At 59.7% G+C, this 11,397-nt stretch carries 12 protein-coding genes; 1 reads left to right on the forward strand and 11 read right to left on the reverse strand.

Annotation, left to right across the window (positions count from 1 at the left end; all coding sequences use genetic code 11):
* Positions 1–14 precede the first annotated feature (14 nt).
* From GDA65_06560 to GDA65_06575, 4 genes are all read right to left on the reverse strand, one after another.
* The gene (locus tag GDA65_06560; protein ID MBA5862351.1) at positions 15–1,394 is read right to left on the reverse strand and encodes a response regulator; all 1,380 of its coding nucleotides are present in this window, start codon (positions 1,392–1,394) and stop codon (positions 15–17) included.
* Entirely contained in the window at positions 1,379–3,187 is a 1,809-nt protein-coding gene (locus tag GDA65_06565; protein ID MBA5862352.1) for a PAS domain S-box protein, read from the reverse strand. The genes GDA65_06560 and GDA65_06565 overlap by 16 nt, the downstream gene beginning before the upstream one ends.
* Before the next feature lie 92 nt (positions 3,188–3,279).
* On the reverse strand, positions 3,280–4,494 hold the full coding sequence (locus tag GDA65_06570) for a type II secretion system F family protein (GenBank protein ID MBA5862353.1): 1,215 nt from the start codon (positions 4,492–4,494) through the stop codon (positions 3,280–3,282).
* 163 nt (positions 4,495–4,657) lie between these two features.
* On the reverse strand, positions 4,658–5,200 hold the full coding sequence (locus GDA65_06575; protein MBA5862354.1) for a CDP-diacylglycerol--glycerol-3-phosphate 3-phosphatidyltransferase: 543 nt from the start codon (positions 5,198–5,200) through the stop codon (positions 4,658–4,660).
* A gap of 161 nt (positions 5,201–5,361) precedes the next feature.
* On the opposite strand from GDA65_06575, the gene GDA65_06580 reads away from it, so the two are divergent.
* On the forward strand, positions 5,362–5,682 hold the full coding sequence (locus GDA65_06580) for a hypothetical protein (GenBank protein MBA5862355.1): 321 nt from the start codon (positions 5,362–5,364) through the stop codon (positions 5,680–5,682).
* Here GDA65_06580 and GDA65_06585 read toward each other — a convergent pair.
* From GDA65_06585 to ftsZ, 7 genes are all read right to left on the reverse strand, one after another.
* On the reverse strand, positions 5,679–6,809 hold the full coding sequence (locus GDA65_06585; GenBank protein ID MBA5862356.1) for a serine hydrolase: 1,131 nt from the start codon (positions 6,807–6,809) through the stop codon (positions 5,679–5,681). The genes GDA65_06580 and GDA65_06585 overlap by 4 nt on opposite strands.
* A 113-nt stretch (positions 6,810–6,922) precedes the next feature.
* Positions 6,923–7,435, reverse strand: coding sequence for a DivIVA domain-containing protein (locus tag GDA65_06590; protein MBA5862357.1), 513 nt, complete (start codon positions 7,433–7,435; stop codon positions 6,923–6,925).
* Positions 7,436–7,456: 21 nt separating this feature from the next.
* Positions 7,457–7,753, reverse strand: a complete 297-nt coding sequence (locus GDA65_06595; GenBank protein MBA5862358.1) for a YggT family protein — start codon at positions 7,751–7,753, stop codon at positions 7,457–7,459.
* Positions 7,753–8,559 (reverse strand): pyrroline-5-carboxylate reductase, encoded by an 807-nt coding sequence (proC, locus tag GDA65_06600; protein ID MBA5862359.1) that lies wholly within the window; start codon positions 8,557–8,559, stop codon positions 7,753–7,755. The genes GDA65_06595 and proC overlap by 1 nt, the downstream gene beginning before the upstream one ends.
* A complete protein-coding gene (locus GDA65_06605; protein ID MBA5862360.1) occupies positions 8,546–9,271 on the reverse strand; it encodes a YggS family pyridoxal phosphate-dependent enzyme in 726 nt (241 codons plus the stop codon). Before GDA65_06605 ends, proC begins: the two co-directional genes overlap by 14 nt.
* Before the next feature lie 102 nt (positions 9,272–9,373).
* Positions 9,374–10,195: a peptidoglycan editing factor PgeF gene (gene pgeF, locus GDA65_06610; protein ID MBA5862361.1), complete on the reverse strand. Its 822-nt coding sequence runs from the start codon at positions 10,193–10,195 to the stop codon at positions 9,374–9,376.
* A complete protein-coding gene (gene ftsZ / locus GDA65_06615) occupies positions 10,152–11,354 on the reverse strand; it encodes a cell division protein FtsZ (protein ID MBA5862362.1) in 1,203 nt (400 codons plus the stop codon). Before ftsZ ends, pgeF begins: the two co-directional genes overlap by 44 nt.
* Between the last annotated feature and the right edge of the window lie 43 nt (positions 11,355–11,397).

The following is an 11,397-nucleotide window of genomic DNA, read 5'->3' on the forward strand; positions in this document are numbered from 1 at the left end:
ATTACTGGGCGGCGCTAATCCCGGCCTCCTTTGATTTCATATTTTTCGAGACGGTACCGGAACGACCGGGTATTCAACCGCAACAACCGCGCGGCTCGCTTCTTGACCCATTGGCTCCGCTCGAGCGCTTTCAACAACAGATCCTTCTCGATCGTGTTGATCAGCCCCTCAAGGTCCAGGCCATCTTCCGGCAATTCCGACGGCACGGCCTGCTGGTTGCTCACCGGCTTATGGAGCCATCCGCGAATATCCGCATCCGTTACCGACGATCCCGTGGTGAAGGCCACGACGCGTTCGACGACGTTCTCTAATTCGCGAACGTTGCCCCGCCACTCATGCGCCAACAGCACGCGCATGGCCTCCTGGCTCATCGTCGGCACTGGTTTACCACTTTCCTTGGCAAATTTCTCCAGAAAATGTTGGCTCAAGAGCGGAATGTCGCCCGTGCGCATGCGCAGCGGCGGAAGCTTGATCGGAATCACATCGAGCCGGTAATAGAGATCTTCTCGAAATGCGCCTTCGGCGACCGCCTTTTCCAGGTCCCGATTGGTGGCCGCAACGATACGCACATCTACCTTCACATCCTGAGTTCCGCCTACCCGCCGGAACTCACGCTCCTGAATGACGCGCAACAACTTGACCTGAATCGCGGGCGTGGTATCGCCGATTTCGTCGAGAAAAATCGTGCCGCCGTTCGCGACCTCGAAGAGACCGGCCTTGTTGGAAATCGCGCCGGTAAAGGAGCCCTTCATATGGCCGAACAGCTCACTCTCCAACAGCGTTTCAGGCACCGCGCTGCAGTTGACCGTCACGAACGGCATCGACGCGCGCGCGCTGTTGAAATGAATGGCTCGCGCCACCAGTTCCTTGCCGGTTCCGCTTTCCCCGCCGATCAGGACATTGCTCTTGGAATCGGCCACCTTCTTGATGACATCGTAGACTTTTTGCATGGCCTCGCTCTGGCCGACGATCTGGGAAAACGACGACTGGCTGGCCAACTCCCGCTTCAGGAGCATATTCTCCGTGGACAGCCGGCGCCGCTCGATCGCGTTGCGGATAATCAGTTGCACTTCATCGACCTGGAACGGCTTGGTGAGATAGTCGTACGCGCCGTGCTTCATCGCTTCGACTGCCGAGTCGGCGGACGCAAAGGCCGTGATCATCAGGACCACGGTGTCCGGAGACGCGGCCTTGACGGCCTTCAGCACCTCGAGCCCGCCCACTCTGGGCATCTTGAGGTCGGTGATGACGAGATCGAAAATTTCCTTCTGCACTTGGGCGATCGCCTCGTCCCCGTCCGACGCCACGGTCACGGCATACCCCGCCCGCTTCAGCATGATGCTCAGCACATCGCGCAAGCCCTGCTCATCGTCGACGACTAGAATCTTTTCCACGGTTCCCTTCCCTCGTGCCGCAAACGAGCCCCTGTCTCCGGGGACTGCGGGAGGCAGACCACAAAACGCGCTCCGGCCCCCACCTCGCTCTCTACCTTGATCCACCCGTCGTGCAATTCTACGATCCGATGGACCTGGGCCAGCCCCAATCCGGAGCCTTCCTTCTTTGTCGTAAAAAACGGCAAAAAGATCTTGTCGAAGTTCTGCTTGGGAATGCCTTCCCCGGTATCGTGAAAGCGGATCTCAATCACATCGGCGCGGCAACCGGCGACGTCCACCCGCCGCAATCCGGTGGCAATCGTCAACATTCCTCCTCCGGGCATGGCATCAAACGCATTGACGGCCAAGTTCCAGAACACTTGTTTCAGCTGATCCTGATCAACCTGCGCCACGAGGGCGGTCGAGGCCAGGCGGGACACGATCGAGATGCCGGTTCGTGATCGCGCTTCATGTTGGATCAGATCCAGCGTATCGGCAAGGACTTTGTTCAAATCCTGCTCGGCCACATTCAATGCCGGCGGTCGCGCGTACTGCAAAAACTCCGTGATGATATTGTCGAGCCGCCTCGCCTCCCGGATGGCAATGTCCATCAGCCGTTGGCTGGTCTCATCGGACCCGACATCCTGTCGCAACATTTGCATGGCTCCGGCAAGCGCACCCAGCGGATTACGTATTTCATGCGCCATACCTGCCGACATCTCGCCCAGATTGGCCAGCCATTCCCGCCGGCGCATCTCTTCTTCCAGATACCGGATTTGCGTGAGGTCCTTGAAGACCCCCACCAAACCACGTTGCGTCCCCTGCTCCTGGAGCGGCGACAGGGTCATGCCCAACACCAGACAGCTGCCGTTGGCATGGAAGCAGTCTACCTCAAAGCGCAGGGGCGACAGCGACGTCATGTCCGTCGTCTGCGATCCGTCCGCCGGGTGCCAATTGAAGACTTCCTGCCACGAGCGGCCCTGCACATCCGCGAACCCATAGCCGGTCACCTCATCTGCCGCAGGATTGAACGAGGTAATACGGCCCTCTTGGTCGGTTGTAAACACGCCGCTGCTGATGCTGCGCACGATGCTTTCGTGAAACACCTGCAAGCGACTGAGTCCCTGCTCCTTCTCCCGCAAGGACTGATCCGCATGACGAAGCTCGTCGGCCAGCACACTGCTTAAGAATCCAACCACCAGGAACGCGAGCCCGTACACCTCAAATGTCTGCAAGGCCTCAGGCCCTTCCAGCTTGCTGGGAGGCAACCAGGCCGAGGCGTTCCACAGCCCGAAATATTGAACAGCCGTGATGGAGCCGAACAGAAGGGTGCAGCCGGCTCCCGTCACAATGCCGACGCGCCGGTGAGGAACCAGGCTGGCCACCGTCACCGTAATGACATACAGCACCGCAAACGGACTCTCGACACCGCCGGTTCTCACAATAAGAACGGTCTCGAGTACGATATCGACTCCGAGTTGCACCCAGGTGAAGGCGGTATGCGCCCCAGGAGACGTAAGATTTCTCAGTACCAGTGCGTAGACGATGGTGATGGCGTAGGTGAAGACGATTAAGGCGGTAAAGGTCGGCGCCGATTCGCCACGCGTCGATTGAAACGCCAGGGACAGCCCGAGCATCAAGGTCACGACTAGAACGCGAAACCCCATGAGCCAATGAAGTCTGGTCTTCAACTCAGGCATAGAGCGCTCGTTCGACGACTGAGGAGGCGCATCACACACCGGCATGGTCGACCCATGCGGGCTCAGGGATGCCTCTGAAGCGCTGGTGGAGACTGGAAGGGTTGGGGACAGCATGACGGGCGCGTTGCCCTGATGGATGTGCGGCGCACGGCCCTCTCGTCAGATCGGGCCGCGCGCCGGGAATCGGACGCGACGGTGGAGCGTCGTTATTGGATAGCCTGCGCCATCGTGAAGATCGGCAGGTACATGGCGATGACGATAAACCCGATGATGGTGCCCAGCACCACCATCATGATCGGTTCCAGGAGCGAGGTCAGTGTCTCGACGGCCTGGTCGACTTCGTCTTCATAGAAATCGGCGATCTTCCCGAGCATAGCATCGAGCGCGCCGGTCGATTCACCGACGGCGATCATATGCGTTACCATCTTGGGAAATACGTTACACTTGGCCAGCGGCTCGGAAATCGTTTTTCCTCCACTGATGCTCACCCGCGCATTCATGAGTGCTTCTTCGATCACCTTGTTGCCCGACGTCTTGGCACAGATACTCAATCCTTCCAATAACGGCACACCGCTGGTGATCAAGGTTCCGAGCGTGCGGGTAAATTTCGCGACAGATGCTTTCCTGATCAAGTCTCCGACGATCGGCATCTTGAGGAGCAGCTTATCGATCACCACGCGTCCATTCACGGTGGCATAGTAACGTTTGATCGCGAAGATGGCGCCTGCCATGGCCCCGAACATGGCGTACCAATAACTCTGGAAGAAATTGCTGACATCGATGACGATCTGCGTCGGACCGGGAAGTCCGACCTTGCCACCGGACATTTCGGTGAACATTTGCGCGAAGACGGGAATAACCCAGACCATCAACACACTAATGATGACGACCGCTACACCGACAATCGCCGCGGGGTAGACCATCGCCGACTTGATCTGGCCCTTCAGTTTCATGGCCTTTTCAATGTGCTTGGCCAACCGGGTCAGAATCGTATCGAGCAGTCCGCCCACCTCACCCGCATGGATCATATTCACGTAGAGATCGTCGAACACTTTGGGATGCTTTTTTAACGCATCCGAAAACGTGGATCCCGCTTCCACGCTGTTTTTCACATCGCCCACCGTCTCGCGCAGAACTTTATTTTCAGATTGGGTAGACAGAATGTCGAGACATTGAATGAGGGGCAAACCGGCATTGATCATGGTGCCGAATTGACGAGTGAACACCACGAGGTCCTTGTCTGTGAGTCCTCCTCCGATCTTCAGCTTGAATTTCCCGCCACCCGACTTTTCTTCCAGGCTCGTGACGACGACCTGTTGCTTGCGAAGCTGGTCCACCGCCTCGTCTCTGGTTTTGGCGGTAAGTTCCCCCTTCTTCACAGCGCCCTGGCGATTGCGTCCGACATAGGCGAATGTGCTCATAACGCGGTTTTCACTCCTTTGAACGCCAGGCAGGACACGTAGGTATGCAGCGGAAAAAACTATGATCGAAGTCTATAAGACGACCTAAAAACTGTCAAACAAATGCACGAAAGGCGGAACCGCAGGAAATGGCGCCATAAGCGGCCGAACGCATGATGGCAGGTTATACCTGGCTGGAGGTAATGCGTACGTAGCCTCGGGAAAGGTAATGCAGGCCGGACGTCAGCGTCACGGCACCCATCAGGTACAGAAGCGGATCGAGGGTCGCGAGATCGAGTCGCCGCGAGGCGAAAAAGATCACGGCGACCAGCGTCGCCAGTTGGATCAATGTGGTGCCTTTCCCCAGCACCGTCGGCGAGATATCGACCTGCGTATGGGTGAAGTGGGCGACCGCCGCCCCCAACATCAGCATGAGGTCGCGGCTGGCGACGAGAATCGTCAGCCAGAGCGGCACGAGGTGCATGACGGAAAGCGTGATAAATCCCGTGGTCAGCATCAGTTTGTCCGCCAGGGGATCGAGGACTTCTCCGAGCCTGGTCCGCTGGTTGGCCACCCGGGCAATGATCCCGTCGAGCGCGTCGGTCAACCCGGCGATGAACAGGATCGCCAGCGCATAGTCGAATTGCTCATAGTTAAGCAACCCGACATAGACCGGGATCAAGAGGATGCGCAACATCGTCAGGCTATTGGGAACGTTCATATTCATATGGCTGGAGTCGGCATTTCGGCTTCCGGATGACGCCGCCGGAATCGCGCATCATAGAAACCACTGTAGAACCTTGTCAACGACGGTTGCACTCGACGGGGGAGGTCCCTATAATCGGAACCCGTAACTCGCGGCCTACGGATGATCGACGGAGGTTTTGTATGAGCGGACTCCCCCTCCTCTTTAAGAAAGAGGGACTCATTGAACGGCATCAGGTCGAGGGGATCGATCCAAGCGATCGTTATTTTAACCGGGCCGTCCTCGTAAGCCGGGTGGCGGCTGGATATACGGGCAAAGTAACCTACGAAGCCTACGCCGTGGAGGGCACAGCCCATCCAACGACCAGTGCCGCCGTCAAAGCCGTCATCGACAAGCTGCTGAATGTCGGCTTTACCCGGTTACGCACACGCTTGAACTTCAAAGGCAACCGGTACCTTGCCGAAAAAGAAACCTGGACCGACTATCCCGACCTGCCCGCCTAACCTCTCAGGAATTCCCGGCAAATGACATCGTGGATGTGCGGGCGGAAGATCCGGATCTGCTCGTTTCGCCTGGTGGGATGCACCCGGTTCGAGAGGAGCACCACTTCCAGCTCCTTGATCGGGTCGACCCACAACGACGTGCCCGTGTACCCGAGATGGCCGAACGACTCTGGAGAAAAACGCGTGCCTGCGGACGACCGCACCGAAGGCGTATCCCACCCCAGCGCCCAACTGGAACCCGGAACGCCCTGCCGGTTCGTCGTAAACATCCTGACGATATCGGACGCCAACAAGCCGGATTGGTTGCGCCAGCCATCCATCCAAGCCTGCGAAACCGCGAGCACCGCGCGAGCCGTGCCGAACAACCCCGCATGGCCGGCGACTCCGCCCAACGCATAGGCATTTTCATCATGGACTTCGCCGCAGAGGATTCGTTTCCGCCAGGGATCCTCCTCCGTCGGGGCAATGGTACATCCCGCACCGTGATGTATAGACAGCGACGACACCTGCCCGCGTGGCGCATATGCCAGCGGGCAAGCGCCGAGCGGCCCGTACACCTGCCCGCTACAAAATTGATCGAGCGACTCGCCCGATACTCGCTCCACGGCAAAACCTAACAACATGAACCCAAGATCGCTATACAGACTGCGGGAACCTCGCTCATAGACCAACTCTTCCTTCGCGATGTACCCCAATACGGCCTCGCGCGCCGCAGGACTACCGAGGAATCCCGGCTGCGCCGCCTCGGCAGCAGCTACGCGTTCGTAATAAGGCCGCCAGCCCGGCAGACCTGAACTGTGGGTGAGCAACTGCCGCACCGTCGCCCCTCCGGTCGAACTGTCCCGCAATTCATTCAGGATCCCGTCAATGCGGTCGTCCACCTTCACAAGCCCTTGCTGCATCAACAGGGCCAGCGCTGTGGTGGTCGCGAGTACTTTGGTCAGGGACGCGAGGTCATAACAGGTCTGGACCGTGACGGCTTCCTCCGGCCCTTGCCGTGACAGCCGGCCGACAGCGCCTTCGAAGACGATGTTCCCGCGCAGCCGTACCGCCAGAACCGCGCCCGGAAATGTCCCGCCATCAACGGCGGCTTGCAGCGCCGACTGAATTGGATCGCTCATGGCCATGGCTTTGATCTACTTGTGGTCCACGGGTAGCGGGGGAAGGACGGGAGCGAACGGTCTGCTCCGCCGATTCAGGCGTGCAAGCAAGAGTGGACTGCCGGATGGACGCAGGAGACTCAACGCGCAGGGCTTGATTCGCCGGCCAGCTTTCCTTCGACCGAAGCAGCATCCGATTGATATGCGTCACTCTCTTCCACTTCCAGCATCCGCTCAAACGAACGCAAGGTCGAACGAAACCGCTCCACCATCATGAGTCGCTGCTTTTGAAGATCCGCCACGCCACGCTGCATCTCGGTGAGGCTGACCCGGGCCTGCCGGATAATTTCACTCGCCTTCAGTTCGGCCTCTTTCACGATCAAGTCGGCCTCGCGTTGGGCAGACCGTTTGACATCCTCGGCCAACGTCTGCGCCGATACCAAGGTGTTAGAGAGCGTCGCTTCCGTTCGGCGCAAGTCTGCCACCTGCTGCTCGGTGACGGTGAGTTTTTCGCGAAGCAGACTGTTCTCTCGATTCAGATTTTCGACGGTCAGCGCCAACTCCTCAAGGAAGCGGTTCACTTCGTCCCGGTCGAAACCCCGAAACTTGACCTGAAACACCATCTGCTGAATATCGATGGGAGTGATTTTCATGCGACACCTCTTGCCCGACAGTTAATGCATCCGCACGGCTATATCCCGCAAGGATTGAACCACGGCATATTGCAAAAAGACAAGGATCAGGATCGCGATCATGGGCGAAAGATCCATGCCCATGCGCCAGCCTATCAGTCGCCGAATCGGCGTCAGCACCGGTTCCGTCGCACGCTCCAGGAACTGCACGATCGGATTCCACGGATCGGGATTGACCCATGAAATCAATGCGCGGGCGATGATCACCCACATATAGAGCCACAACATCGTATCCAACACCGTTGCCGTCCCCTGCAGCACATTGCTCAGCACAAACATCAGCGTCCCAACTCCTGTGAACGTTTCGTCGCCGCTTCGACGGCGGCCATCAGACAGCCCCGCATGCCTCCGACCTCCAACTGATGCAGCCCGGCGATGGTCGTCCCACCCGGCGAGGCCACCTGATCCTTGAGCGTGGCGGGATGTTCACCCCGCTCCAGAACCATCCGTGCCGCACCGAGTACCGTCTGGGCCGCCAACAATTGCGCAGTCACGCGCGGCAATCCCATTTTGACTCCGCCGTCGGCCAGCGCTTCGATCGCCACGAACACATAGGCCGGCCCACTGCCGCTCAACCCGGTGACGGCGTCCATCAGCCGTTCTTCAACCGGCACCACAGAACCCACCGCTTCGAAGAAGGCCCGCACCTTCGCAACGTCATCCGCAGCCAGGTCCGGCTGATACGCCAGCGCGGTCACCCCTTCACGCACCAAGGCCGGCGTATTGGGCATCGCTCGCACGATGCCTCTCGCAGCCGACACCCGCTCCCGAATCCAGGCCGTCGTCACGCCGGCGGCAATCGAGACCACTAATTTCCCTGACAGGGCTGAACCAGCATCCCTGAGCACAGCCGGTAATACCTGAGGCTTCACAGCCAGGAGCACGAGATCCGCCCCGTCGGCAGCCCTGGCATTGTCTTCACCGACCAGAATGCCAAATCGGGATTTCAAAAGATCCCGGCGAGCCCCCACCGGATCCGTGGCGCAGATGAGCTGCGGTTCGCTGACCTTCGAGGCCAGCAGGCCGCCGATCAATGCCTCCGCCATCTGCCCGCCGCCTAGAAACGCGATGTTACCTTTGATCATGAACCTGCTCATCCCGTGCCCCGAAAATTGCGGTGCCGACTCGCACATAGGTCGCACCTTCTTCAATGGCGACCGCATAGTCATGGGACATGCCCATCGACAGTTCCTGCATATTAATGTTCCTGCAACCTAGCGCTGTCAATGCCTGGGCGAGTTCCCGAAGCTGCCGGAAGTAGGGACGCGCAGCCTCCGCGGTCGGCATCGGCGGAGGAATGGCCATGAGGCCGCGAATATCCACCTGCTCAAACTGGCTCAGAAGGGGCAGGGCCGCAGCCAATGCCGCCGGAGCAAAACCGCCTTTGCTGGATTCTCCTCCGAGATTCACCTCCAGCAGAACCCGTTGCTTCAACCCCGCGGCCTTGGCCTGACGATCGATCTCCTCCGCCAGCGCCAGGCTGTCGACCGAATGAATTGTCTCGAACCGCCCGACGACCGACTTCACTTTTCGTCGCTGCAGGGTACCGATAAAATGCCAGACGACGCCCTCACGATCCAGTGCCTCGATTTTTGGAAGGGCCTCTTGAAGGCGGTTCTCGCCAAGATGCCGAATACCGGCATCCACGGCTTCCCGCAACCGTTCTACGGTGACAGTTTTGGATGCCGCGACCAGCCGCACTGCGTCCGGAGCACGCCCCGCACGGACCGCTGCGCGTTGAATCTCGTCGAATACCGCTCGCACCCGACCGGCAATTGTCCCCAGTTCTGCGTCCATCCTGCCGCCTTGCAGATTGCCGTGCACGCCCGAGCCTCACCCGATAGGTTCCAGGCGCCAGCAGGCGCGGAGAATCAAGGCCGGGACCAGCCGACGGCCGGGTTACCGGGAGGGCCTGAGGGCAATTCCGCTGACCATCGTGGCTTTCACCACGCCTTCTCGGCGGTAGCTGAAAAATACGTCAGGCTGACAAATGGTGCAAGCATCGGCAGTGGCAATCCGCTCAGCCTCTAAACCCTCCGCCATTGCTTGCGCTCGCACAAAGGCGCGCAAATTGAAATGAGCCTTTTCCGAATTCACCGGCGAGACGACGGACTGCCATTCGGGAAACACGTCACGAAGCCGTGTAAGCACTGGCTCGTCTACCTCATAACAACAGGAACCTGCGGAAGGCCCGATGGCCATTCGTACATCCTTGACCGTCGTCCCGAACCGGTTGACCAGCAACGCCACAGTCTTCGGCACAATACCCGCCACTGCGCCCCGCCAACCAGCATGGACGGCGGCCACAACCCGTCGCACAGGATCATGCAAGAGAACGGGCACACAATCTGCCGTCCGCACGGTCACCATCAGCCCCGGCTGATTAGTGACCAGCGCATCCCAGCCGCCTTCGAACCGGTCGCCCTCCTCGACCGGCCGATCCACCACTAAGGCATCGGTCCCGTGCACTTGCTTGACGGACAGGATCACCACTGCCTTGTGGCCCCGCCGTTCCGCTGTGTGCGCAGAGGCGCGTCCCGGCGTGACCGGCACTGCGGACAGCCGGGTGCCGAAAAAATGTTCTGCCCCGTCGGCATGGGTTGCAAACGAGGGAAGGGTAATGACCTCGGACGCCATCGTCTCTTCCGACCTTACGCTTTCCGGAACGAGCTGATCCTCAATCGGCCTGCTTGCGCAGGAAGGTTGGCACATCCCACTCATCGTCGCCCACGACCGCGATCCGTTCCACCGCCTCGCGCGTTTCACCCATGCGACGGAGGAAAGTCGGCCGGTCGATGTCCTTGATAGGTCGATCCGACCCTGACGCATGCACGCCGCTCAATACTTGTTGCGCAGGGCGTCCGTTGGGAGTTCGCGCGGCAGGGCGCTCGGCCGGGGCAGCCGGTCGAGCAGCCGGTTGCTCTTCCCGTTCGAATCCCGTCGCAATGACCGTCACAATCAGATCATCGCCGATCTCGGGATTGATCACCTGCCCCACAATAATGTTCGCTTCGGCATCGGCGGCATGTTGCACGATTGACGCGGCTTCTTCCACTTCGTGCAGCGACATATTCGGGCCGCCCGTGATATTCAACAAGACTCCGCGAGCCCCTTCCACGCTGCCTTCCTCCAGCAGCGGACTGCAAATCGCCTGTTGCGCGGCTTCCTGCGCCCGGTTGGCGCCGCGCCCGATGCCCATGCCCATCACCGCGCGCCCCGTGTGGGCCATGATGGTCCGCACATCGGCGAAATCGACGTTGACGAGCCCGGTGGTGGTAATCACGTCGGCAATGCCTTGAATGGCTTGGCGCAGCACATCATCCGCCACCTTGAACGCATCCAACAGCGGGGTGGCCTTATCCACGATGCCCAGCAACCGCTGATTGGGGATGATCAACAGCGTATCGACATGCCGCCCCAAATCACGAATGCCTTCTTCGGCATGGCTCATGCGCCGATGCCCTTCGTACTGGAACGGTTTGGTCACGACGGCGACGGTGAGAATCCCCAACTCACGCGCGATACTCGCCACGATTGGAGCCGCGCCGGTTCCGGTGCCGCCGCCCATGCCCGCGGTGACGAATACCATGTCGGCGCCGACCAGGCTCTCGCGAATCTCGTCTTTGCTCTCCAACGCCGCGTCGCGTCCGACTTCGGGTTTGGCGCCGGCCCCGAGACCGCGCGTCCGCTCCGGACCGATTTGAATTTTATAGGACGCCTGAGACCGATCAAGCGCCTGCACGTCCGTGTTCGCGGCGACGAAATCGACCCGGCACAATCCGCCGGTAATCATCGTATTGACGGCATTGCATCCCGCGCCTCCGACCCCGATCACTTTGATGCGAACGGGTGATTGCGGCTCCTCTTGAAATGAAAACATCGTGGCACCTCCCTTCCTTGGCGATGGCGCGGACGTGGCCTGA

Origin of the sequence: Nitrospira sp. CR1.1 (assembly GCA_014055465.1) — a bacterium.
Classification (GTDB): Bacteria; Nitrospirota; Nitrospiria; order Nitrospirales; family Nitrospiraceae; genus Nitrospira_A.

Bases quoted from the DNA above. Each gene is read 5' to 3' on its own strand.
- ftsZ (MBA5862362.1), bottom strand. From the start codon at position 11,354: ATGTTTTCATTTCAAGAGGAGCCGCAATCACCCGTTCGCATCAAAGTG.
- pgeF (MBA5862361.1), bottom strand. From the start codon at position 10,195: ATGAGTGGGATGTGCCAACCTTCCTGCGCAAGCAGGCCGATTGAGGAT.
- GDA65_06575 (MBA5862354.1), bottom strand. From the start codon at position 5,200: ATGAATATGAACGTTCCCAATAGCCTGACGATGTTGCGCATCCTCTTG.
- GDA65_06595 (MBA5862358.1), bottom strand. From the start codon at position 7,753: ATGTTTGTGCTGAGCAATGTGCTGCAGGGGACGGCAACGGTGTTGGAT.
- GDA65_06580 (MBA5862355.1), top strand. From the start codon at position 5,362: ATGAGCGGACTCCCCCTCCTCTTTAAGAAAGAGGGACTCATTGAACGG.
- GDA65_06605 (MBA5862360.1), bottom strand. From the start codon at position 9,271: ATGGACGCAGAACTGGGGACAATTGCCGGTCGGGTGCGAGCGGTATTC.
- GDA65_06570 (MBA5862353.1), bottom strand. From the start codon at position 4,494: ATGAGCACATTCGCCTATGTCGGACGCAATCGCCAGGGCGCTGTGAAG.
- GDA65_06590 (MBA5862357.1), bottom strand. From the start codon at position 7,435: ATGAAAATCACTCCCATCGATATTCAGCAGATGGTGTTTCAGGTCAAG.
- GDA65_06565 (MBA5862352.1), bottom strand. From the start codon at position 3,187: ATGCTGTCCCCAACCCTTCCAGTCTCCACCAGCGCTTCAGAGGCATCC.
- proC (MBA5862359.1), bottom strand. From the start codon at position 8,559: ATGATCAAAGGTAACATCGCGTTTCTAGGCGGCGGGCAGATGGCGGAG.
- GDA65_06585 (MBA5862356.1), bottom strand. From the start codon at position 6,809: ATGGCCATGAGCGATCCAATTCAGTCGGCGCTGCAAGCCGCCGTTGAT.